This is a genomic window from Streptomyces sp. A 4/2, from assembly GCF_940670765.1.
Lineage (GTDB): Bacteria > Actinomycetota > Actinomycetes > Streptomycetales > Streptomycetaceae > Streptomyces.
The window spans coordinates 12612-35287 of sequence record NZ_CALNVW010000025.1 but is presented as its reverse complement, the minus strand read 5'-3'; the positions used below and the strand labels follow the sequence as shown (position 1 = coordinate 35287).

The following is a 22676-nucleotide window of genomic DNA, read 5'->3' as shown; positions in this document are numbered from 1 at the left end:
CACACAGCCGTGACAGCGGGCCTGGCGAGTGTCGATGTCATGCGAACCGACTCTTCTCCGGGCACCCTGCCCGCAAGGGTGCACCTTCCCGCGACCACGGCCGATGCCCCCGTACTCGATGTGGTGATCCCCGTCTACAACGAGGAGAAGGACCTCGAACCCTGCGTACTGCGGCTCCACGACCATCTGGCCCGCACCTTCCCGTACAGCTTCCGGATCACGATCGCCGACAACGCGAGCACCGACCGTACGCCCGAGGTGACGGCCGGACTGGAAGCGGAACTCGACGGGGTGCGGTCCTGCCGCCTCGACCAGAAGGGGCGCGGACGGGCGCTGCGCACCGTGTGGTCCGCCTCCGACTCCCCCGTACTCGCCTACATGGACGTCGACCTCTCCACCGATCTCAACGCCCTGCTGCCGCTGGTCGCACCGCTGATCTCCGGGCACTCGGATCTCGCCATCGGCTCCCGGCTGGCGCGCAGTTCGCGGGTGGTGCGCGGCCCCCGGCGGGAGTTCATCTCCCGCGCGTACAACCTGATCCTGCGCTCGTCCCTCTCCGCCCGCTTCAGCGACGCCCAGTGCGGCTTCAAGGCCATCCGCGGAGAGGTCGCGGAACGGCTGCTGCCCATGGTCGAGGACACCGGATGGTTCTTCGACACCGAGATGCTGGTGGTCGCCGAACGCGCCGGGCTGCGCATCCACGAGGTGCCGGTCGACTGGGTCGACGACCCGGAATCCACCGTGCACATCGTGCGGACGGCCGTCGACGACCTCAAGGGCGTCTGGCGCGTGGGGCGTGCGCTGGGCGTCGGCGCACTCCCGCTGGACCGGCTCGCGCGCCCCTTCGGCGACGATCCGCGCGACCGTGAACTGCCGGGCGTGCCCGGGGGACTGGCCCGCCAGCTCGTCGGATTCTGTGTCGTGGGGGCGCTGTCCACGCTCCTCTATCTGCTGCTGTACTCGCTGTTCCGGACGGGAGTGAACCCGCAGTTGGCCAACGCGGGCGCGCTGCTGGTCTCCGCGGTGATCAACACCGCGGCCAACCGGAGGCTCACCTTCGGCGTACGCGGCCGGGACAGCGCGGTACGCCACCAGGCGCAGGGCCTCGTCGTGTTCGCGATCGGGCTCGCCCTCACCAGCGGTTCCCTCGCCGCGCTCGGCGCGGCCTCCGGCAACCCCTCGCACGGCGCCGAACTCGCGGTGCTGATCGCGGCCAACCTCGCAGCGACCGTGCTGCGCTTCCTGCTCTTCCGCGCCTGGGTCTTCCCCGAGCGGCGTACCGACGACCCGAGGACTGCACGATGACCACCATCGACACCCACCGGACTCCGGCGACGGCCGGGCGGCCGTCCCGCAACCGGCACATCGCCGCCCTGTGGCGCGGCCGGACCGAGGACCCGGGTTGGGTACGCCCCGCGTTCCTCGGACTGCTGCTGCTCACGCTCGTGACGTACCTGTGGAACCTCGGCGCGTCCGGCTACGCCAACTCCTTCTACTCCGCTGCCGCCCAGGCGGGCGGGGCCAGTTGGAAGGCCCTCTTCTTCGGCTCGCTCGACTCGGCGAACGCGATCACCGTCGACAAGCCCCCGGGCGCGCTCTGGCCGATGGCCCTGTCGGTACGGATCTTCGGGCTGAGCTCGTGGGCGATCCTCGTCCCGCAGGTGCTGATGGGCGTCGGCACGGTCGCGGTGCTGTACGCCGCCGTACGCCTCAGGTTCAGCGCCATCGCCGGGCTCCTCGCGGGTCTGGTGCTCGCGACGACCCCGGTCGCCGCACTGATGTTCCGCTTCAACAACCCGGACGCGCTGCTGGCACTGCTGATGACGATCACCGTCTACTTCGTCCTGCGCGGGCTGGCGGACGCACGGACCAAGTGGCTGGTGTGGGCGGGCGTCGCGGTCGGGTTCGCCTTCCTCACGAAGACGCTCCAGGCGTTCCTGATCCTCCCGCCGCTGGCTGTCGTGTACGCGGTGTTCGCGCCCACGACGGTACGCAGGCGGCTCGGCCAGATCGGTCTGTCCGCGGGGGCGATGGTGGTCGCGGGCGGCTGGTGGACGGCGATCGTCGAACTGTGGCCGGCCTCGTCCCGCCCGTACATCGGCGGCTCCCAGAACAACTCCTTCCTGGAACTGACCTTCGGCTACAACGGTCTCGGCCGGATCAGCGGTGACGAGACGGGCAGCGTCGGCGGTGGCGGCCGGGGCGGCGGACAGGGCGGCGGCTGGGGTGCGACCGGCATCGGCCGGATGTTCAACTCCGAGATCGGCAGCCAGATCTCCTGGCTGCTGCCCGCCGCGCTGATCCTGCTGGTGGCCGGGACCGTGCTCACCTGGCGGGCCAGGAGCCGCCGCCCGGCCGGGCCGCACGAGGGGGGTACGGACACGGCGCCCGCCGCGTTCCTGGTGTGGGGCGGCTCGCTGGTGATGACCGCGCTGGTCTTCAGCTTCATGGCGGGGATCTTCCACCAGTACTACACGGTGGCCCTGGCGCCGTACATCGCCGCCCTGGTCGGGACGGGCGTCACGGTGCTGTGGGAGGAGCGCGGCAGGTTCGGCTGGTCCGCGGTACTGGGCGGGACGGTCGCGGTGACGGCGGTCTGGGCGTACGTCCTGCTGGGGCGGACGCCGGACTACCTGCCGTGGCTGCGCTGGGTGGTGCTCGTCGGGGGCCTCGCCGCGGCGCTCGGTCTCGTGCTGTCGGGACGGCTGGACCGGCGGGTGGCGCTGGGGGCCGCGGGCGCGGGCCTGGTGGCCTCGCTGGCCGGGCCGTTCGCGTACACGGTGTCCACGCTGGACAGTGCGCACACCGGGTCGATCGTCACGGCGGGGCCCGCGGGTGCGAGCCGGATGGGCGGGATGGGCGGCGGCCCCGGCGGCCGTGGCGGTCCTGGTGGTGCCGGAGGCGGCGCGGGCGGCTTCGGCGGCCGGAACGGCGGTGGCACGGGACAGCCGCCGACCGGTCAGGCCGGTCAGGCCGGTCAGGCCGGGCAGGCCGGGAACCTGGGTCAGCCGCCCACCGGGCAGCCGGGCCAGAGCCAGGCCGCGGGCCAGGGCCCAGGGCAGAACGGGCAGGCACCGAACGGCCAGGCACGGAACGGGCAGGCACAGCGGGGTGGCATGCCCGGCGGCAGGGGCGAAGGCGGCTTCGGCGGTGGCGGTATGGGCGGTCTGCTCGACGGCCAGCAGGTCGGCGCCGAGGTGAAGGCCAGGATCAGCGCCGGAGCCGACGGCTACACCTGGATGGCCGCGGCCATCGGCTCGCAGAACGCGGCCAGTTACCAACTCGCCACCCAGAAGCCCGTGATGGCGATCGGCGGCTTCAACGGAAGCGACCCGTCACCGACCCTCGCGCAGTTCAAGGAGTACGTCACGGAGGGGAAGATCCACTACTTCGTCTCCGGCGGCGGGATGGGCGGCGGGATGGGCGGCGGGACGGGCGGTGCCGACAGCGGCTCCGCTTCGGAGATCACGTCGTGGGTCGAGGCGCACTACACGAAGGTGACCGTGGGATCGACGACCCTGTACGACCTGACGAAGGTCAAGAGCGGTAGCTGAGACGGGAGAAGAACGCGCGCGGCGGGACCGGTCCCACCGGCCCCGCCGCAGGCGCCCCGGCTTCCCTACCTCTTGAGTGAAAGCTCCGCCACGATCGGCCGGTGGTCGGACGCCAGCGTGTCGGCCACCTGCGCTCCCCGCACCCCCACCCCCGGCGACACGGCCACGTAGTCGATCCGCTGCACCGGATTCTGCGCCGGGAAGGTCGGCGCCCCCGGTTCCACATCGCGCAGTTCGCGCCAGAGCGGCGCCAGTTCGGGTGCGTCCGGCGTCGCGTTGAAGTCGCCCAGCAGGATCTTCCGGCCGTGCTGCTGCGCCATGATCCGCCGGGTCTCGGCCACCTGCGTCACCCGTACGGAGGGGTCGGCGCGGTAATCCAGATGGGTCACGTACACGTGCAGCGGTACGCCCTTCACCCGCAGCTCCACCTCTCCGAAGCCGGGGGCCGGCGCGGGGACCGGGTTCGGGTCCTGGGTGGAGAGCCGGGTGATCTCGTGGTTCTCGGCGTGCAGGATGCGGTACCTGGACAGCACAGCGACCCCGAACTCACGCCCGTCGATGCTGTAGATCGGCGCGAACGACACGTGCATCCCGAGCCGCTTCGCCAGCTCACCCGCGAGGTCGCGCCACTCGCTGCGGGCGCCCCAGCGGACGTCGACCTCCTCCAGGCCGATGACGTCCGCGTGCAGTGCGCGCATCGCCGCCTCCTGCCGGTCCAGGTCGAAGACGTTGTCCATCCCGGCGCCCGCGTGGATGTTGTACGAGGCGACGCGCAGCGGCACATCGCGGCCGTGGGCCTGCGCCGGGGGCGCGACCGTCGCGGCCAAAACACCCGTGACCAGAAGCACTTCAGCAACACGACGAGTCAGTTTCATCTCGCGTAGGTACCCGGCAGCGGCCCGACCCCAAACAGCTTTACGCCGTAAAGGGGAGTGGGCCGCCCCTGACGAGCGCGCCTGGTTTGCGGGCCTCCGGGGCGCAGACTCACCGGTAACAGCGGCCTAACATCGATATCGGTACCCGGTGGATGCATCGATTTCCGGAGGAGACGCGCCATGGTGACTACGGCCGCCCGTGCGAAGGGCCCCACGCGGACCAGTGTCTGGCTGGACGGCAAGGCGACGCGTACCCGCCGAACGGATCAGCCGGCCGGGCTCGACCTGGCGAAGATCACCGCTGAGACGGTGCGGCTCCTGGATTCCGAGGGGCTGTCGAAGTTCTCCATGCGCCGCCTCGCTGCCGGTCTGGGGGTCACGGCCATGTCGGTCTACTGGTACGTGGACACCAAGGACGATCTCCTCGAACTGGCCCTGGACGCGGTGATGGGCGAACTGTCGACGCCTGCCCCGGCACCGGACGCCCCGAAGGCCGGTACCGGGACCGACTGGCGCACGGAGCTGCGGCGCCTCGCCTCCGGCTACCGCAGCGTCCTCGTGCGTCACCCCTGGGTGTCGCCCCTCATCGGCGAGTTCCTCAACATCGGCCCGCACGCGGTGAAGTTCACCTCGGCGGCCCAGGACGTGATGCGCGAGGCCGGTCTCCCGCTGCACGGCCGGACCGGCGGCCTCGCGGCGGTCTTCCAGTTCGTGTACGGATTCGGCACCGTCGAGGGCCACTTCCGGGACCGCTGCGAACGGGCCGGGATGAGCCAGGACGCGTACTACCAGCGGGCCATCGGCACCATCAGCGAACAGCCGGGCCTGCGCGAGCCCTTCGTACAGGCGCAGCACATGAGGCAGGCGCGCGGCGGTGACACGGTCGAGGAGATGCGCGAGCGGGACTTCGACTTCGCCGTGGACCTGCTGATCGCGGGCATCGAGGCCAAGCGGACGGCTGACCGAACGGACGGCTGACCGAACGGACGGCCGGCTGAGCGCGTCACCGGGCCGAGCGTTCGCCGAACGGCGGAGCAGCCGTGACGAGGAGGCCAGTCGTGACGAGGAGGCCAGTCGTGACGAGGAGGCCGGCCGTTACGAGGAGGCCAGCCGCGCCGGGAAACCGCCGGTCGCGATCGGACTCCACCGCTCCGGCGTGATCCGGATGATCGACTTGCCCTGCCTGACCATGGCCGCGCGGTACTCGTCCCAGTCCGGGTGCTCGCCGGAGATGGTGCGGAAGTACTCCACCAGCGGTTCCACGGACTCGGGGGAGTCGATGACCTCGGCCGTCCCGTCGACCTGGACCCACGGCCCGTTCCACTCGTCCGACAGCACGATCACACTCGTCCGCGCGTCCCGCCTGGCGTTCCGGGTCTTGGCGCGCTCGGGATACGTGGACATGACGATCCGTCCGGAGTCGTCGACGCCACAGGTCAACGGCGAGCCCTGGGGACGGCCGTCCGTACGGGTGGTGAGCAGGATCGCCCGGTGCCGGGTCCGCAGGAAGTCCAGCAGCTCGGCCCGGTCGACGGTGGTGTTGGTCGCGATGTGGGGTGCCATGCCCGCACGATACGTCCGGCCCCGCGCGGGAGACGCGACCGTTCCGGGCCGACACCCTTCGGCCCCCGGCACAGCGGCCCCGGCACAGCGGCCCCGGGGCCGGGCCCGGTAGGGGCTCGCTCCCGGGGCCGCGTCGCGCGCCGGACGGTGTCAGACCGCGGGCAGCGAGTCGCCCTGGACCGCCTGGATGTCCAGCTCGATCTTGAGCGTGGTGCCGATGGCGGAGATGCCCGCCTGGACCACCTGGTTGTAGTTCATCGCGAAGTCGTCGCGACGCAGTTCGGCCGTGGCGCGGAAGGCAGCGCGGACGCCGCCCCACGGGTCGGGGCCGGTGCCCAGGTAGCTCAGGTCCAGGTCCACCTCACGGACCACGCCGTGCAGCGACAGCCGGCCCTTGACCGTCCAGCGGTCCGGACCCGCGGGGATCACACCGGTGCTGCTGTAGGTGATCTCCGGGAAGCGTTCGACGTCCAGGAAGTCCGGGGACTTCAGATGGCCGTCCCGCATGCCGTTACCCGTGTCGATCGACGTGGCGGCGATGACCGCCTCGACCCGTGACTTCTCGATGTCCTCGGCGATCTCGACGCGGCCCACGAACTCGGTGAACCTGCCGTGCACGCTGGAGATGCCGAGGTGCTGGGCGACCGCGCCGACCGACGAGTGCGCCGGGTCGAGCGTCCATGTTCCCGGCGGCGGGAGTTCCACGCCGCCCTGCCTGGCCAGTACGACCGTGCCCACATCGGCCCGGCCGCTCGCCGTGACGAACGCCGTCGACGCGGCGGGGGCGTATCCGACGGCCGTCACGATGACCGTGTGCGCGCCGGGGGCCAGCGACGCGTCGGCGCTGACCGCGCCGTTCTCGTCCACGGCCGCCCGGAGCACCTGGGCGCCGGTCATGTCGGTCACCGTCACCACGGCGTGCTGTACGGCCCAGCCGTCCCGGGTCCGTACCTGTGCGCGAAGTCCCATCCCGTTACTCTCCCTCAAAAAGTGGGCCCCGGGTGGTGGTGGCGGGCCGTCCCCTGCTCGCCACCACCACGCCCGGGGCCCGTGCCCCACATCCGCTGGGGCAGCCTGTGCGTAGACCGTACGGATCCTGCTGGGACCCGCCGGCAACCGGTCCTACTCGCCCGGGTGGGCCAGCTCGATGTCGTGGCCGTCGATGCCGCTCCCCGCGACCGTCAACGAGCCCGCCACCGGCGGGTAACCGGTCGCGATGACCGTGTACTCGCCCGAGTTGAGGTCGGCGAAACCGTAGGCCCCGTCGATCCCGGTGGTCGCCGTGGCGACCACGTTGCCCGCCGCGTCGACCAGGGTCACCCGGGCGTCGGGCAGCGGGCGCCGCTCGGCTCCGCCGCGTACGACACCCTGGACCAGCGAGCCGGACTCCAGGGCGGCCTCGATACGGGTCACACCCTGGCCGCCGACGTCGACCGGCAGGGCCAGCGGCCGGAAGCCGGTCGCGTTGACCGCGACGGTCACCGAGCCGGGCACCAGCTCACCGAAGGTGAACTCGCCCTGCGCACCGGACTTTCCGGTGGCCAGCACATCGCCGCGCACATCGGTGACGACGACCATGGCGCCCTCGACGGCCTTGCCGCCGTCGGCGGACTTCACGATGCCGGCGAGTCCGCTCGTACCGGAGAGGAGGATGTCGTACGACAGGCCCTCGTCCCCGACGACCACCGTGGACGCCTGCGGCTGGAAGCCGTCGGCGGAGGCGATCAGGACGTACGAACCGGAGCCCGGCGCGTCGACCGTGTAACCGCCGTCGCCCTCGGCGACCGCGCGGCCCAACTGGCGTCCGGCCAGCGAGATCAGTGTGACGGCGGCACGGCCCACGGGTGCGCCTTCGGCGCCCCGGACCACACCGTGGATCGCGATACCCGGGGTGGGGGTGGACTGCATCGGCATCGTCTCCTCAGCACTCGGAACACTTTCGCGGGAAACCGCGGGGGCCGGTACGGCGTCGGCCACCGGCGGGACCTCGGCCGCAGCGGCCTCCCCCTCGGGGGCGCCCACGGCGCGGGTCCGCAGCGGGACCTCCTTGATGAACAGCGTCACCAGGAAGGCGACCAGGGCACAGACCGCCGCGTACAGGAAGACATCCGCGACGGCGTGCCCGTACGAACTCTCCATGATGGAGCGCAGCGGCTGCGGCAGTTTGCTGATGTCGGGCACCGATCCGCTGCTCATGCCCTTGCCGGCCAGGGCCGCGCCCTTCGGGCCGAGGTCGTGGAGACCGTCGGAGACGAAGTGGGTGACGCGGTTGCCGAGCACCGCGCCCAGCGCCGAGACGCCGATCGCGCCACCGAGGGAGCGGAAGAACGAGACGGTGGAGGACGCCGAGCCGAGGTCCTGCTGGGAGACCTGGTTCTGCGTGCAGAGCACCAGGTTCTGCATCATCATGCCGATGCCGAGACCCATCAGCGCCATGAAGACCGCCACGTGCCAGTACGCGGTGTCGTACCGGATGGTGGAGAGCAGGCCGAGTCCGGCCGTCACCAGGATGCCGCCGCTGACCAGCCAGGCCTTCCACTTGCCGGTCTTGGTGATGAGCTGGCCCGAGACGGTCGACGAGATGAACAGGCCACCGATCATCGGGATCGTCATCACGCCGGACATCGTCGGCGACTTGCCGCGCGCCAGCTGGAAGTACTGGCTGAAGAAGACGGTGCCGGAGAACATCGCGACGCCGACGAACAGCGAGGCGACCGAGGCGAGGGTGATCGTCGGGTTGCGGAAGAGCCGCAGCGGGATGATCGGCTCGCTCGCCTTGGACTCGACGAGCACGAAGAGCAGGCCCAGAACGATCGAGCCGCCGAGCATGGCGCCCGTCTGCCAGGACATCCAGTCGTACTTGTCACCGGCGAAGGTGATCCAGACCATCAGCAGCGAGACGGCCGCCGCGATGAAGAACGCGCCGCCCCAGTCGACCTTGACCTCGCGCTTGACGACGGGGAGTTTCAGGGTCTTCTGCAGAACGATCAGCGCGATGATCGCGAAGGGCACGCCGACGTAGAAGCACCAGCGCCAGCCGAGCCAGCTGGTGTCGGTGATGACACCGCCGAGGAGCGGTCCGGCGACCGTCGCGACTGCGAAGGTGGCGCCGATGTAGCCGCTGTACCGGCCCCGCTCACGCGGGGAGATCATCGCGGCCATCACGATCTGCGCGAGGGCCGAGAGACCGCCGACGCCGATGCCCTGGACGACACGGAAAGTGATCAGCGTCGACGAGTTCTGCGAGAGACCGGCCGCGGCCGAGCCCAGCACATAGATGATCAGGGCTATCTGGACGAGCAGCTTCTTGCTGAACAGGTCGGAGAGCTTGCCCCACAGGGGGGTGGTGGCCGTCATCGCCAGCAGCGACGAGGTGACGACCCAGGTGTACGAGGACTGACTGCCGTGCAGATCGGAAACGATCTTGGGCAGGGCGTTGGTGACGATCGTCGACGACAGGATCGCGACGAACATGCCGAGCATCAGCCCGGACAGGGCTTCCATGATCTGCCGGTGCGTCATCGGCGCACTGTCTCCGGGGGTGGTATTTCCCCCGTGCTTGGCGTGGCCGCCCCGCACACCGGCTGGTGTGGTCGTAGCCATGAAGTTCCTTTTTTCTCTACTTACGCGGATGTACGGGTGTGCTCGTGCTGTCCGGCCCAGGCCCGGCAGTCGCCGAAACTGGCGCGCAGGCGGTCCAGGAGCACATTGAGCTGCCCGACTTCGTCGTCGGACCAGTCGCTGAGGGTGCGAGCGAGGGATTCGATGTGTCGCTCGGCGAGCAGGCCGAGCATGTCTGTGCCTGCGGGGGTGAGCCGCAGGATGCGGGAGCGCTTGTCAGCAGGGTCCGGGGACCGCTCGATCCAGCCGTGCTCCGCGACGTGTGCCACATGCCGGCTGGTCACCGACATGTCCACGGCGAGCAATTCGGCGAGCCTGCTCATACGCATCTCGCCGTGCTGGCCCAGCAGGGACAACACAGCGGCCGACCCGGTCGGACACTCGGGAGGGAGGATGCGGGAGAGGCCCCGCTTGACCGCGCCGATGGCGCTGAGCTGTCTGGCCAGTTCTTCGTACTGACTCTGTGTGGCCATGACACCTCCCTATGTTGTTGCTTGAGGCAACCATAAGTTCCGTTGGTTGCCTCAAGCAAATTAAATCCGTCTGAGAAAGGCAAAGGAAACCAAAAAGGTTTGCATGTGTGAGGTCAATGAGGTGGCGGAGGCCGCTTCGGGCGATCTGCCCGCAGGTACGGGGGTTGGGCGGAACCCGCAGGTTCGCTAGGGTCCTGCCTCATGGCACACAACCCCCAAGCGCCCCAAGGCCCCGAGGGCAACTACGACCCGGCGGGCAGCACCCAGATGTTCCGCGCCTTCGTCGACGAGGGCGCACCGCAGAGCGCGCAGCCGGCGGCTCCCCCGCAGCAGCAGTCGGGCCCGAGAATCGGCGTGATCGTCGCGGTCGTCGCCGTGATCGTGGTTCTCGTGGGCGTCGCGGTGCTCGCGCTCGGCTAGGACCTGTCCTCTACTGCCCCGTTCCCGCAGCCTCCGGTGTTCCGGCTGGTCACTTCCAGTCGGCGGAGACGCTGCGGGTTTCTATGTGCATCCCCAGCGGTACCCGCCAGTCGTCCACGCAGACGGTGTACGTCTTCGACAGGGCCGTACCGGCGGCGATCGGCCCCGGTAGTGGCTGGGACGACTCCAGGGTCGCCCAGTCCACACCCGCCCCGCCGATGACGTGCGTGGAGAAGGTGACCGTGCCCGAAGCGATCGGTGAACCACCGGTGTTGCTGAAGCGCACGGTCACTTCTTCGCACCAGCGCTGGTCCGTGGCGGTCCGCTCGGGATCGCCGATCTTCAGTACGGCGGGGCCCGACGGCGGGGCCGACGGGCTGTTACCCGGTTGTCCCGGGGTGGCCGGAGGGTCCGAAGGGGACTGACCGGAACCGGAGTTGCCGGGGTCGCCCGGGGCGGGACTGCCCCCGGCGCCGGTGCCCGTACCGCCCTGGGTCCTGGAGCCCGGTGCCGCGCCTCCCGGTGCGCCCGTGGCTCCGGACGCACCCGGCGTGCCCGGGGCGTCAGGGGTTCCGGCGCCCGGGGCGCCCGCTGGGGCCGTGGAGCCGCCGGCGCTGGACTTCCCGCCCTTGCCGGGCCCGGAGGACGCTCCTGGGCCGCCCAGGGGCGTCAGGGTGACCTTGCCCGACGGTGGTACGGGGGCGGTGGCCGTCTGCCCCGCGCCTGCGGCGCCCACGGCCACGTAGGCCTGGTCGGCGGTACCGCCCGCGCAGGCGGCCACCAGACCGCCCAGGCAGAGGACGGTTGCGGTGGCGGCGATTGCTGAGTGCTGGCGTCGCATCGCGCCAGTGTCTCTGACGGACCGTCAATTAGGAACCCGGCGGGCAGCGGTTTCCGTCCGCGCCCGGGGCCTGTGTCCGGTCCCTGCCCCGGGCCCGACTCCGGCGGAGATCAGGTCCGGGGGCACGTCACTCTCCGATCAGGCCTTCCCGCAGCTGCGCCAGCGTGCGGGTCAGCAGCCGGGACACGTGCATCTGCGAGATCCCGACCTCCTCGCCGATCTGCGACTGCGTCATGTTGGCGAAGAACCGCAGCATGATGATCTGGCGCTCACGCGGCGGCAGTTTGGCCAGCAGCGGCTTGAGGGACTCCCGGTACTCGACCCCCTCCAGCGCCGTGTCGTCGTAGCCGAGGCGGTCGGCCAGCGAGCCCTCGCCGCCGTCGTCCTCCAGGGAGGGCGAGTCGAGCGAGGACGCGGTGTACGCGTTGCCCACCGCCAGCCCGTCGACCACGTCCTCCTCGGACACGCCCAGCACCAGGGCGAGTTCGGGAACAGTGGGCGAACGGTCGAGCTTCTGGGCCAGTTCGTCGCTGGCCTTGGTGAGCGCCAGCCGCAGCTCCTGGAGGCGGCGCGGGACCCGTACCGACCAGGACGTGTCCCGGAAGAAGCGCTTGATCTCACCGACGATGGTCGGCATCGCGAACGTCGGGAATTCGACGCCGCGTTCGCAGTCGAACCGGTCGATCGCCTTGATCAGGCCGATGGTGCCGACCTGGACGATGTCCTCCATGGGCTCGTTCCGGCTGCGGAACCTGGCTGCCGCGTAGCGCACCAGCGGCAGGTTGAGCTCGATCAACGTGTCCCGTACGTAAGTGCGCTCCGGGCTGTCCGGTTCCTGGCCGGCCAGGACGGCGAGCCGCAGGAACAGGGAGCGGGACAGAGTGCGGGTGTCGATGGCGCCAGAGCTCGGCAATTCTGAGCTGAGTGTCTCAGGTGCGTCTTTCGTGAGCACCTTCGAGCTGCCCTGTTCTGCGGACATGCCACCCCCTTGAGGTCGCGGACGGTCGCGGCGGACGCTCCCGTCGGAGGAACGCAGCCTCCACCTGAATACCGGAGGGGGGACTGCGGCAAACGCGGTTCCAGCAGAATGTCACATGTCGGCAACGCGCTGTAGCGCCAAGTCGACAAATCTGCGCTGGAAAGAGGGGGTGTGGGGCATTTCCGCCCTGTGTACGGATCACCCGTACCGGTTACGCCTCGATTCGATTTGCGGACCGGAGCCGCGCGAAGCTCCTGGCCAGCAGCCTGGAGACATGCATCTGGGACACGCCCAGCTCCTGGCTGATCTGTGACTGCGTCAGATTGCTGTAGTAGCGGAGCATCAGGATCCGCTGCTCCCGCTCGGGCAGTTGAACGAGCAGATGCCGGACCAGATCGCGGTGCTCGACCCCGGCCAGCGCCGGATCCTCGTAACCGAGCCGGTCGAGCAGTCCCGGCAGCCCGTCGCCCTCCTGGGCCGCCTCCAGGGACTGTGCGTGGTACGACCGGCCGGCCTCGATGCAGGACAGCACGTCGTCCTCGCTGATGCGCAGCCGCTCGGCGATCTCGGCCGTCGTCGGGGACCGGCCGTGCATCGTCGTCAGGTCCTCGGTGGCCCCGGTGACCTGGACCCACAGCTCGTGCAGTCGGCGGGGGACGTGGACGGTCCTCACGTTGTCCCGGAAGTAGCGTTTGATCTCGCCGACGACGGTCGGCATCGCGAAGGTCGGGAACTGGACGCCGCGCTCCGGGTCGAAGCGGTCGATGGCGTTGATGAGGCCGATGGTGCCGACCTGGACGACGTCCTCCATCGGCTCGTTACGGCTGCGGAACCGCGCGGCGGCGTACCGCACGAGCGGCAGGTTCGCCTCGATCAGCGCCGACCGCACCCGGGTGTGCTCGGCGCTGCCCCGCTCCAGCCCCTTGAGCTGGCCGAAAAGCACCTGGGTCAGCGCCCTGGTGTCCGCGCCACGGCTCTTCGCCGGAGGCGTCTCCTCGATGTCGGGCTGGTTCGGCCGGGCCTGTTCGGACGGGGCCTGTTCGGGCTGGGCCTGCGCGGACCGGCTCTGGGGCGACTGGGCCTGTGCAGACGGGGTCAGGGCTGTCTGGGGCGGAACTTCAGGCGCAGTACTGGCCGGCACGGTCAACGCCACCCCTTTTTCAGTCAACTCATCCGTCAAAAGCGGTCATAGCATCACAAGACATGTGCACTGTGTGCAAGCACCGCATAACGTCGTGTTGGTTGGCGAGCTGGGATGAAACGGAAAAAGCCCCTCACCGGAAGGTGAGGGGCCGTACGCCCGAGGGGCTCGGGGGCGGCTCAGAAGGGGTAGTCGGCGATCACCCAGGTGGCGAACTCACGCCACTGCCCGGCGGCTGCCTGGTGGGCCGGGTGCTCGATGTACCGCTTGAGCGCATCGGTGTCGCGGGCGGCCGAGTTGATGGCGAAGTCGTAGGCGATCGGCCGGTCGGTGATGTTCCAGGCGCACTCCCAGAACTCCACCTCCGGGATGATCTCGCCGAGCTCGGCGAACGCCTTCGCGGCAGCGACGACGCGGGGCTCGTCACGCGTGACGCCCTCGTTGAGCTTGAAGAGGACCAGATGGCGGATCAAGGAGCACCCCTCACAGATGTACGGACTCAGCTCACCAGTTCGGTCATGAACTGACCGACACCCTTTGCGGCATTCGAGATTCCTTCGAACCCTACCTGCACGAGTTCGGCGGCCTTGGCGGGTGAAGTGATGATCGTGTACAGCACAAAAACGACGACTATGTAGAGAATGACCTTCTTCACCGGCACCGTTCGGCCCTGCCTCCCCTGAGCTCCCTGAGCAGTCGCGAGAGTCTAACCGGACTATGTGCCGGGGGATCAAGGGACTTCGGGGGACGGGCGTGCACGGCGCCCCGGAGGCTCCCCACGGGCCACTCGGGGCCCGTGCCGGCCCCTGCCGGATCAGCGCCGGGCCGGCGACGGGTCTTCCCCGGGACGTGCGAAGGGCCCCGACGTGATGGTCGGGGCCCGTCTTCTCGTTCCGCCGGGTCCGGGTCAGCGCGAGGTCCGGCAGGCGGTGTTCGCCTCCTTTCCGTGCCGCCTGCAGGTGGCGTCGTGGTCGGCGTCGCCCTCGTCGTCGTCCCCTCCGGTCGCCGCGCTCCCGGACTTCGCGCCACCGGACTTCGTCCCGCCACCGGGCTCCGTCGTCCCCTCGTTCTTCTTCTCGTCCCCCTCGTCGTCCCCGCGTTCGTTCGGTGCGGCCTGGACGCCCCCGTTCTGCGAACCCGTCACGGTCTGCTCGATCGCGCCCCCGCCGCCGTCGTGGTCACTGCCCGCCGTGCCCTTGCTGAAGGGGCCGAGGATGTTGAGCGTCCGGTCCACTTCCAGCCAGGAGTCCGCGTTGGAGTTGTCAATGGTGATCAAGGAAGGTCCGTGATGCGTCTCCATGCCGCCGTCGGGGGCGTCGGCCCAGGCGGCACCGGCGGCCAACTGGCCCTGGCAGAAGGCCCCGAGGACGATCGCCAGGGCGGCCCGCGCCTTCGGCGAGGTGATTCCCATGGTCCGGTTTCTCTTTCCCGGCCGCGCGGTCCCGGTCCGGACACGGCCTGATTCGCTGGGGTTCGAAGGGCGCCGGAACCCCGGTGGCGCGTGCGGTGCGCCACCGGGGCCCCGGCGTTCGAGCGGAACGGCACAGGGCCGGACCGCCCCTCCTGGCGTGGTGTCGGCGCCCACGTCAGGCGTTCATGTCAGGCATTCGTGCCAGGCGTTCGTGCCAGGCGTTCGTGCCAGGCGTTCGCGGACCCGCTCACGCACGCACGGGCGCGCTCACGGCGTGATGCCTGCTGATGTTCTTCTCCAGCAGTTGCGTGGAGCGCTGCACACCGATCCCGTCGCGGGCCGTGAACTCGGGAAGCCGTCCGTCGGACTGCTTGAGATCCGTCAGCGCGCTGTCGATGGCGGCGTGCGCGGCAAAGAGGCAGGGGGTGCTGTAGATGGCCACCTGGCACTCCAGGTCGGTCAGTTCGGAGAGCGAGAGCCTCGGGGACTTCCCGCCCGCGATCTGGTTGAAGAGCAGCGGCTTGTCACCGACCACCTTCCGGATGCGCTTGATCCATTCGACGCTGCGCACGCCGTCGACCAGGACGACGTCCGCGTCGGTCTCCGCCAGGGCTTCGGCCCGGCGCAGGATGTCGGCCTCCTCCGTGGCGTCCGTACGCGCGACGACCACCAGGTCCTTCCGGCTCTCCAGCACCAGGTTGAGCTTCTCCAGGTACTCCTCCAGCGGGAGCACCTGCTTGCCGTCCGCGTGACCGCACCTGCGGGGGCGCTTCTGGTCCTCCAGGATGACGCCCGAGGCGCCGATCCGTTCCAGCCGCTGCACCACGTGGCAGGCGACCTCGGGATCGACGTAGCCGTCGTCGATGTCGACCAGCAGGTGGTGGGAGGGGAAGGCCAGCCGCAGCCGCTCCACGAAGGCCACCATGTCCGGCCAGGCGATGAAGCCGATGTCGGGGAGCCCGTAGTGGGAGGCGGCGAAGCCGAATCCGGAAACGAAGAATCCGTCGTAGTGCCGGGCCACGACGGAGGCCGAGTACATGTCGTAAATGCCGATGAGGGGAGTCGTGCCCGGAGAGTGGACTTCTTCCCTCAGCGCGGTTCCGTAACGCACAGCGTCTCCTTGCCAGTTGCCGTTGAATCGCGAACCGGCGCCCGGTTCGTCGTCGACGCGCCGGGCGGCAGTTCGGAGTTCGGTGATTCCGTTGGATGGAACAGGTGTTGAGCGGTGCCGCCCCGGGTGATGCGAACTCCGGCGACGGGTACCGGGAGCCACCGGGGCTCGGGAGATGAGTCGGGGCTCGGCGAAATGCGCCTTCTTTACGAAGACGCGTATACCTATACAGACATGACCAACCCTTTACCCAGGGACACGCCGCGTTTTACTTTGTGTACGACACGTAGCGGGTACGCGGCGGGATCCGGTTGACGCCGTCGCGGGAACGGGAGCGTTTCTCCCGGATCCTCCGAAAGCGAGCGCGTCCGGCCGCCGCTCGCGGGAGTGCTCCGCCCTGTATCGAACAGCGGGCAACGTCCAGGTCAACCAGGTCCGGGAGGGTCCCGGGAGTGCCCCGGGAGGGTCGGTGACCGCTCACCGGGTCGACCTCACCGGAGCGCGGAACCACTCGCTGACATCTCGTCATCCGAGGCCTCCGGGCACAAAAAAACCGCCCCCGGCCTGTTTCCAGGTCGGGGGCGGATCCTGCTGGCGGTAGCGGAGGGATTTGAACCCTCGGTGAGTTTCCCCACACTCGCTTTCGAGGCGAGCTCCTTCGGCCGCTCGGACACGCTACCGAGAGAGAGCTTAGCCCAAGGTCGGCCGTGCTCCGAAATCGGCCCCGGAGAGGTGGTCGCCGACGGCTGTCCCGCGGCCACCCTGGGGGCCGGTCAGCGGTCCCTGAAGAAGGAAGTCAGCTGCGCCGAGCACGCGTCCGCGAGGACCCCGGTGATGACTTCGGGCCGGTGGTTGAGCCGTCGGTCCCGTACGACGTCCCAGAGCGAACCCGCGGCGCCCGCCTTCTCGTCGAGCGCCCCGAAGACCACCCGGTCCACCCGGGACTGGACGATCGCGCCCGCGCACATCGTGCAGGGTTCCAGCGTGACCACCAGCGTGCAGCCGGTCAGCCGCCACTCGCCGAGCGCCGCGGCGGCCCGGCGGATCGCGAGGATCTCGGCGTGCGCGGTCGGGTCGCCCGTCGCCTCGCGTTCGTTGTGGCCGGCCGCGAACGGCGTGCCGTCCGCGGACAGCACGACGGCGCCGACCGGCACGTCGCCGGCCCGCGCCGCGCGTGCGGCCTCGGCCAGGGCCAGCCGCATCGGCTCGGCCCAGGGGTCACGTACGGGATCGTTCATCTGCTCGTTCGTCCGGGAGTCCGTCCGGTGGGTCCGGTGGCCGGGAACGTCCGCCGTCGGAGTTCCGGCCACCGGGTGGTCCGGCTACCGGACAGTCTCCAGGACATCGGCGGCGCCCAGGGCTTCGGCGATGTCGGCGAGTGCGTCCGTACCGAGCATCAGCAGGTCCTCCTCGGCCACTCCGAGATCGGCAAGGATCGTGATGTCCCCCAGCGGTCCCGGCGGTACGGCTTCGCTCTCGTCGGCCGGGTCGTCCTCTTCCTCCGCGTGCTCACCGTCCTCCGTACCGTCGAGATCGGCTAGTTCTTCCAGGGCGTCCGGGTCCTGAGGATCCCGGCCGAGCAGCTCGTCGGTGAGAAGGATCTCCCCGTACGAGGAACGGCTGGCGGCTGCGGCGTCCGAGACGTAGATCCGCGGATCTTCCTCTCCGTCGACCCGGACGACGCCGAACCAGGCGCCTTCCTGCTCGATGAAGACGAGGACGGTGTCCTCGTCCCCCGAGGCTTCCCGGGCGAGGTCGGTCAGATCACTGAGGGTTTCCACGTCGTCGAGTTCCGTGTCGCTCGCTTCCCACCCGTCTTCGGTGCGCGCGAGCAGTGCGGCGAAGTACACCGTGACTCTCCCACTGGTCTAAGGGGTGTCTCTCGAAAGGGCGCGCTGTGCCCCGCCCAGTGGGAATCGTGGCAGAAACATGCGCTCCGCGAGAGGTCTTCGGCCTCAGGTCTGCGTGTTGCTTCCTGAACCCGGTAAAACCTTGGTAGGCCATCGGCGGTAAAACCCCGGTGCGCGGCTACCAGCGGAAGGTGCGCATACGCATGGCCTGTCGCATCCTCGCGACCTTGGCGCGCCTGGGCTGTACGCGGTCGCGCAGCTCCTTCGCCTCGTTCAGCTCACGGAGGAACTGCGCGCGGCGCCGCCGGCGGTCGGCGGCGGTCTCCTGGGCGCTCCCGCACTCGGGCGCGCCCTCGTTCTCCGGCTCGGGCATGGAACACCACCTTCGTACGCCCCCACCTTCCCCTGAACCGGGCGGGTGATGCCAGCGCGGGGCGGTTCGGGGCCCGGTTACCGTTGTCGTATGCGTATCCATGTCGTCGACCACCCGCTGGTGGCGCACAAACTCACCACGTTGCGTGACAAGCGCACCGATTCCGCGACCTTCCGGCGGCTCGCCGACGAGCTGGTCACCCTGCTCGCGTACGAGGCCACCCGCGACGTGCGGACCGAGCAGGTCGACATCGACACGCCGGTCACGGCGACGACGGGCGTGAAGCTCTCCTACCCCCGTCCCCTGGTGGTGCCGATCCTGCGGGCGGGCCTCGGGATGCTCGAAGGCATGGTGCGGCTGCTGCCGACCGCCGAGGTGGGCTTCCTCGGGATGGTCCGCGACGAGGAGACGCTGAAGGCGTCCACGTACGCGAGCCGGATGCCTGACGACCTCTCGGGCCGTCAGGTGTACGTGCTGGACCCGATGCTGGCCACCGGCGGCACGCTGGTCGCCGCGATCCGGGAGCTGATCGAGCGCGGCGCGGACGACGTCACCGCCGTGGTGCTGCTCGCGGCGCCGGAGGGCGTCGAGGTCATGGAGCGCGAACTGGCCGGTACGCCGGTCACGGTGGTCACCGCCGCGGTCGACGAGCGGCTCAACGAGCAGGGCTACATCGTGCCGGGGCTCGGCGACGCGGGCGACCGGATGTACGGGTCGGCCGAGTAGCCGCAGGGCGCCTGCCGGGCGCCGTCGCGAGGATGCTCGCTACGGCCGCCCGGTGCGGGGCGTCAGCACTTTCCGGAGGGCGCCGGGAGGGGATGGGCCAGTGTGGTCATCGCCTTGGCGGCGTCCTTCTTGGCGTCCAGGGACGTGAAACCGGTGCCGATGATCAGGTCGACGTCGCCTGTCTTGCGGGCGTCGGTCTTCTCCTGGGCGCCCTTGAGCTGCGTACCGAGGACGGCGAACGAACCGGGCGAGGTCGTGGCGGCGCCCAGCAGCACGGCCTTGCCCGCGATCTTCTTGTCGTAGGCGGCCGGGGCGTTGCCCACCTTGCCGATGGTGAAGCCGCGCTTCTTGAGTTCGTCGGCGGTGGTCTTGGCGAGCCCGCCGCGCGGGGTCGCGTTGTAGACGTTGACCTTGATCTTCGCGGGTTTCGGCAGGGACCTCGGCGGCGCGGGCGCGGGGGAGCCCGCGACCTTGCAGTCGTGCTGCTGACCGGCGGCCGACGCCTTGCTGGAGCTGCCGGTGAAGACGTCGATGAGCTGCACCGATCCCCAGCCGATCAGGCCCAGGGCGACGACTGCGGCCACCGCCCCGAAGACGAGACGGCCATGCCGTCGGGGGCGGTGCATCCGGGGGTACTTGTCGCCCGTGATGCGATACTTTCCGCCCATGCCGGGGGGTGTGAGCATGCTCATGAGCGCAGCGTAGTGCGGCGCGGAGACGATGCGAACTAACCGATCATCTGATGACCGCCGGATGGGCAAAAAAGGCCCCGAAAGGACCAGTCGTCAGCCCAGGTCGAGCACGCGGGCGTGCAGTACCTGTCTCTGCTGGAGTGCGGCCCGTACGGCGCGGTGCAGCCCGTCCTCCAGGTAGAGGTCGCCCTGCCACTTCACCACGTGCGCGAACAGGTCCCCGTAGAAGGTGGAGTCCTCCGCGAGCAGCGTTTCGAGGTCCAGCTGCCCCTTGGTGGTCACGAGTTGGTCCAGCCGGACCGGGCGCGGGGCGACGTCCGCCCACTGGCGGGTGGATTCCCGGCCGTGGTCGGGGTACGGCCGTCCGCTTCCGATGCGCTTGAAGATCACACGGAAAGCCTACCGGGGAAGCAGCACCGGGCGCAGCCATGGCGCAGCACCACAAAACGGCAGAAATGTGCCGGGAAGGGAAGGGTCGCGAGCGGAACTCTTACCTCCGGTAGGTCCGGGACGGTCGGTCTACGGCCGGGCCGATGGGCCGGCGGTGTAGGCGTACGTCCCCACGGCGTCGGCGATGACGTCGATGTTGAGGTCGAACGCCGTCATGTCGATGTTCTTCAGGGTGTCGCACGCCGCGTGGTAGCAGGCGTCGAGCGCGACCCCCGCCGTTCCGCCGAACTTCTCGGCCTGGGCGGCCGTTTTGAGCTCCTCGGCGCCGGTGTAGCTGCCGCCGGAGGGGATGCCCGCCGCCATGAACGGCCCGTAGTCGGAACGGCCGTCGAAGGCCGTGGCCTCGTGCGGCACGTGCCTGCGGTCCAGGAAGGAGGTGATGCCCTTCGTCAGGCGGTCCGTACCCGCGGGGACCGGGGCCGGGGCCGTGCCGGTGGGCGCCGGGGCGGTGCTGTCGTACACGAGTTGGGCGTAGTTCGGCGAGGCGATCATGTCGAAGTTGAGGTAGAGCGCGATCTGCTTCTTCTGCGGGGCGGTGAGCCCCTTCACGTACGCGCCCGAGCCGAGCAGCCCCAGTTCCTCCCCCGACCACCAGGCGAAGCGCACCTTGTCGGCGAGGGGCCGGTGGGTTCTGGCGAGTTGCTGGGCGACCTCGATGAGACCGGCCGAACCCGAGCCGTCGTCGTTGATGCCGGGGCCCGCGGTGACCGAGTCGAGGTGGGCGCCGAGCATCACGGTGTGCGCCGGGTCGCCGCCCGGTGTCTCGGCGACGACGTTGCGGGTGGTGCGCGGTTCCTGGAGCTGGCGGATCTCCAGGGAGACGGTCGCGCCCTTCGCGGCGTCGGCGGCGAGGGCCGTCCCGTCGGCCCCGGAGAGCCCGCCGGTCGGGATCTTCGCGCCCGCGGCGGATCCGAGGGTGCCGGAGAGCACGCCCCCGGTGTCGTTGTAGATGAGCGCGGCCACCGCGCCCGCGCCGGCCGCCGCTGCCTGCTTCACGGTGAAGGTGCAGCCGCCGCGGCGGATCAGCGCGATCTTCCCGGTGAACGCCCCGGCTGCGTAGTCGGCCGCCTCGCAGCCCGTGGTGGCGTCGAGCGGTACGGCGGCGAGCGCGGCCTCGATGCCGCCCACCGGGGTGGACTTCGTGTACGACATGGCCGACACGGTCGCCTTGCGCGCGGGAGCTCCGGGCGTGACGACGGAGAGCTTCTCGGCCCGCGTCTCGATGTAGGTGATGCCGAAGGTCTGGTACGAGACCCGGTAACCGGCCTTCCGCAGGGTGTCGTGGACGTACTGCGCGGACGCCTCGTGGCCGGGCGTTCCGGCGGCGCGGGTGGAGTGGTTCGCGTCGGCTATGGACTGGAGCTTCCGCAGATGCCGGTACGCGTCCTCGGCGGACGACATCCGCACCAGCTCCCGGGAGAGCTGCGCGGCTTCCTTCGCGTGGTCCGTTCCCGGATGCGCCGGTCCGGACGTGGCGGGTGCGGGGCGTGCGGTGGCGGTGGGGGTCGGCAGGAGCGGGCCGGCGAGGGCGGCGGCGGCCAGTGCGGCCACGGCGCTGCGACGGGCTGTACTCACGCGGGTCCTTCCGGGGACGGGGAGAGGCGTTCGGAGTGATCGCATCTCTTCCCGCACCACCGCGCGGAGCCAACAAGGCCGTGGCGTTCGGGTGTCGGCGCCGTGCGGGGTGTCAGCGCAGCGCGGGCAGACCGACGGCCAGCGCGGAGAGCATCCGGGTGAGCGTCGGCAGCAGCGACGGGCGGGCCGCGGCCAGTTCGGGCTCCAGGGCGTACAGCTCGGCCAGTACGGGCGGCGGCGTCGCCATCGGGTAGAGCGTTCCGGCCAGTGCCCCTGCCGTCGAGACGAGGTCGACCGCCTCGCGTTCGGTCAGCTCGGGGTGGGCGCGGGAGACCCGGGCACCGAGTGCGGCGACGCTGGCGAGCGCGGTGTGCTTGTAGGCGCGTGCCGCGTCGAGCGAGATGTTGTGTTCCAGGATGGTCGCGGTCAGGCTGAGCAGGTCGCAGAAGAGCGGTCGCCCGGCGAGTGTCCCGGCGAGCGCGCCGACGGCGTCCTCGCCCGCGTCCAGCCTTACGGTCACCGCTTCCCGCCACTCCTGCCAGCCTTCGGCGGTGAGCACCAGGAAGATCTCTTCCCGGGTCCCGAAGTACCGGATGACATTGGACTTGGCGAGGCCCACGACCTCGGCGACGCTGCCCAGCGTCACCTTTCGCACGCCGTGCTCCTGTGCAAGCCCGCGGGCGGCCGAGAGAATGGTCTCGCGCCGCTGCTGCTTCTGTTCCGGCCTGCGGGCCCGGAGGAATTCCTCTGATGACATGACTCGGTCAGCATACGAGAGCGCCCGGGAACCCGCCTTCCGTTAATACCTGAACTGTGTTCTTTTAGCTCGCGGGCCGTGAGGGGAATTCTCTTGCGCGGCGACAGGGAGTGCGCGGCCACGCTCTCGCCGTGCCCCGCGTTCCGTCCGCCCTGTCCGTGCTTTGCTCGGGAAGCCTCTTCTGACCTCGGTCGATGTCCCGCGTGAAGGGCCTTACGGGGAAAAGGAGTTCAGTGAGGACTTCCCCGCATATATGTTCCGGCG

Annotated in this window: 24 protein-coding genes and 1 tRNA gene; 5 read left to right on the top strand and 20 right to left on the bottom strand. The window is 70.0% G+C overall.

The features are described 5' to 3' along the window. Nucleotides 1-39 precede the first annotated feature (39 nt). Nucleotides 40-1305, top strand: coding sequence for a bifunctional glycosyltransferase family 2/GtrA family protein (locus NBY69_RS19195; protein ID WP_250302250.1), 1266 nt, complete (start codon nucleotides 40-42; stop codon nucleotides 1303-1305). After that, nucleotides 1302-3554: a glycosyltransferase family 39 protein gene (locus tag NBY69_RS19190; RefSeq protein ID WP_250302249.1), complete on the top strand. Its 2253-nt coding sequence runs from the start codon at nucleotides 1302-1304 to the stop codon at nucleotides 3552-3554. The genes NBY69_RS19195 and NBY69_RS19190 overlap by 4 nt, the downstream gene beginning before the upstream one ends. A gap of 65 nt (nucleotides 3555-3619) precedes the next feature. Here the strand turns inward: NBY69_RS19190 and NBY69_RS19185 are convergent, their stop codons facing one another. Then, nucleotides 3620-4429 carry an endonuclease/exonuclease/phosphatase family protein gene (locus NBY69_RS19185; protein ID WP_250302248.1) on the bottom strand — a complete coding sequence of 270 codons (810 nt, stop codon included), beginning with the start codon at nucleotides 4427-4429 and terminating at the stop codon, nucleotides 3620-3622. A gap of 180 nt (nucleotides 4430-4609) precedes the next feature. Here NBY69_RS19185 and NBY69_RS19180 point away from each other — a divergent pair, with 180 nt between their 5' ends. Beyond that, nucleotides 4610-5407 carry a TetR/AcrR family transcriptional regulator gene (locus tag NBY69_RS19180; protein WP_250302247.1) on the top strand — a complete coding sequence of 266 codons (798 nt, stop codon included), beginning with the start codon at nucleotides 4610-4612 and terminating at the stop codon, nucleotides 5405-5407. Between the two features lie 117 nt (nucleotides 5408-5524). Here the strand turns inward: NBY69_RS19180 and NBY69_RS19175 are convergent, their stop codons facing one another. The 4 genes from NBY69_RS19175 to NBY69_RS19160 form a co-directional block, all read right to left on the bottom strand. Further along, nucleotides 5525-5992: a PPOX class F420-dependent oxidoreductase gene (locus NBY69_RS19175; RefSeq protein ID WP_250302246.1), complete on the bottom strand. Its 468-nt coding sequence runs from the start codon at nucleotides 5990-5992 to the stop codon at nucleotides 5525-5527. Nucleotides 5993-6142: 150 nt separating this feature from the next. Next, nucleotides 6143-6961 carry a YceI family protein gene (locus tag NBY69_RS19170; RefSeq protein WP_250302245.1) on the bottom strand — a complete coding sequence of 273 codons (819 nt, stop codon included), beginning with the start codon at nucleotides 6959-6961 and terminating at the stop codon, nucleotides 6143-6145. A 153-nt stretch (nucleotides 6962-7114) separates the two neighbouring features. Next, nucleotides 7115-9595: an MFS transporter gene (locus NBY69_RS19165; protein WP_250302244.1), complete on the bottom strand. Its 2481-nt coding sequence runs from the start codon at nucleotides 9593-9595 to the stop codon at nucleotides 7115-7117. Nucleotides 9596-9615: 20 nt separating this feature from the next. Further along, nucleotides 9616-10086, bottom strand: coding sequence for a MarR family winged helix-turn-helix transcriptional regulator (locus tag NBY69_RS19160; protein ID WP_250302243.1), 471 nt, complete (start codon nucleotides 10084-10086; stop codon nucleotides 9616-9618). 201 nt (nucleotides 10087-10287) lie between these two features. Between NBY69_RS19160 and NBY69_RS19155 the strand changes: the two genes are divergently transcribed. Further along, nucleotides 10288-10506 (top strand): hypothetical protein, encoded by a 219-nt coding sequence (locus NBY69_RS19155; RefSeq protein WP_250302242.1) that lies wholly within the window; start codon nucleotides 10288-10290, stop codon nucleotides 10504-10506. Between the two features lie 49 nt (nucleotides 10507-10555). Here the strand turns inward: NBY69_RS19155 and NBY69_RS19150 are convergent, their stop codons facing one another. The 11 genes from NBY69_RS19150 to NBY69_RS19100 all read right to left on the bottom strand — a co-directional run bounded on the left by NBY69_RS19150 (nucleotide 10556) and on the right by NBY69_RS19100 (nucleotide 18212). After that, nucleotides 10556-11347, bottom strand: a complete 792-nt coding sequence (locus NBY69_RS19150) for a hypothetical protein (RefSeq protein WP_250302241.1) — start codon at nucleotides 11345-11347, stop codon at nucleotides 10556-10558. Between the two features lie 127 nt (nucleotides 11348-11474). After that, nucleotides 11475-12326 carry an RNA polymerase sigma factor SigF gene (locus NBY69_RS19145; protein WP_250302240.1) on the bottom strand — a complete coding sequence of 284 codons (852 nt, stop codon included), beginning with the start codon at nucleotides 12324-12326 and terminating at the stop codon, nucleotides 11475-11477. Nucleotides 12327-12537: 211 nt separating this feature from the next. After that, nucleotides 12538-13326, bottom strand: coding sequence for an RNA polymerase sigma factor SigF (locus NBY69_RS19140; RefSeq protein ID WP_374211302.1), 789 nt, complete (start codon nucleotides 13324-13326; stop codon nucleotides 12538-12540). 320 nt (nucleotides 13327-13646) lie between these two features. Then, the gene (locus NBY69_RS19135; RefSeq protein WP_250302238.1) at nucleotides 13647-13940 is read right to left on the bottom strand and encodes a Dabb family protein; all 294 of its coding nucleotides are present in this window, start codon (nucleotides 13938-13940) and stop codon (nucleotides 13647-13649) included. 26 nt (nucleotides 13941-13966) lie between these two features. Then, nucleotides 13967-14128 (bottom strand): hypothetical protein, encoded by a 162-nt coding sequence (locus tag NBY69_RS19130; protein ID WP_250302237.1) that lies wholly within the window; start codon nucleotides 14126-14128, stop codon nucleotides 13967-13969. Nucleotides 14129-14374: 246 nt separating this feature from the next. Next, a complete protein-coding gene (locus NBY69_RS19125; protein ID WP_250302236.1) occupies nucleotides 14375-14878 on the bottom strand; it encodes a hypothetical protein in 504 nt (167 codons plus the stop codon). A 247-nt stretch (nucleotides 14879-15125) separates the two neighbouring features. After that, nucleotides 15126-15989: an oxaloacetate decarboxylase gene (locus NBY69_RS19120; protein ID WP_250302235.1), complete on the bottom strand. Its 864-nt coding sequence runs from the start codon at nucleotides 15987-15989 to the stop codon at nucleotides 15126-15128. 592 nt (nucleotides 15990-16581) lie between these two features. After that, a tRNA-Ser gene (locus tag NBY69_RS19115) sits at nucleotides 16582-16669 on the bottom strand. Between the two features lie 93 nt (nucleotides 16670-16762). Continuing rightward, nucleotides 16763-17227, bottom strand: coding sequence for a tRNA adenosine(34) deaminase TadA (tadA, locus tag NBY69_RS19110; protein WP_250302234.1), 465 nt, complete (start codon nucleotides 17225-17227; stop codon nucleotides 16763-16765). Nucleotides 17228-17311: 84 nt separating this feature from the next. Further along, nucleotides 17312-17839 carry a hypothetical protein gene (locus tag NBY69_RS19105; protein ID WP_250302233.1) on the bottom strand — a complete coding sequence of 176 codons (528 nt, stop codon included), beginning with the start codon at nucleotides 17837-17839 and terminating at the stop codon, nucleotides 17312-17314. Nucleotides 17840-18017: 178 nt separating this feature from the next. Further along, nucleotides 18018-18212, bottom strand: coding sequence for a hypothetical protein (locus NBY69_RS19100; RefSeq protein WP_250302232.1), 195 nt, complete (start codon nucleotides 18210-18212; stop codon nucleotides 18018-18020). A 90-nt stretch (nucleotides 18213-18302) separates the two neighbouring features. On the opposite strand from NBY69_RS19100, the gene upp reads away from it, so the two are divergent. Further along, a complete protein-coding gene (upp, locus tag NBY69_RS19095) occupies nucleotides 18303-18938 on the top strand; it encodes a uracil phosphoribosyltransferase (protein WP_250302231.1) in 636 nt (211 codons plus the stop codon). Between the two features lie 62 nt (nucleotides 18939-19000). Here upp and NBY69_RS19090 read toward each other — a convergent pair whose 3' ends face one another. The 4 genes from NBY69_RS19090 to NBY69_RS19075 form a co-directional block, all read right to left on the bottom strand. Then, nucleotides 19001-19630, bottom strand: coding sequence for a LytR C-terminal domain-containing protein (locus tag NBY69_RS19090; protein WP_250302230.1), 630 nt, complete (start codon nucleotides 19628-19630; stop codon nucleotides 19001-19003). Nucleotides 19631-19723: 93 nt separating this feature from the next. Further along, nucleotides 19724-20020, bottom strand: coding sequence for a type II toxin-antitoxin system VapB family antitoxin (locus tag NBY69_RS19085; protein WP_250302229.1), 297 nt, complete (start codon nucleotides 20018-20020; stop codon nucleotides 19724-19726). 129 nt (nucleotides 20021-20149) lie between these two features. Continuing rightward, the gene (locus NBY69_RS19080; protein WP_250302228.1) at nucleotides 20150-21655 is read right to left on the bottom strand and encodes a M20/M25/M40 family metallo-hydrolase; all 1506 of its coding nucleotides are present in this window, start codon (nucleotides 21653-21655) and stop codon (nucleotides 20150-20152) included. Nucleotides 21656-21767: 112 nt separating this feature from the next. Further along, on the bottom strand, nucleotides 21768-22412 hold the full coding sequence (locus NBY69_RS19075) for a TetR/AcrR family transcriptional regulator (RefSeq protein ID WP_250302227.1): 645 nt from the start codon (nucleotides 22410-22412) through the stop codon (nucleotides 21768-21770). Nucleotides 22413-22676: the final 264 nt, after the last annotated feature.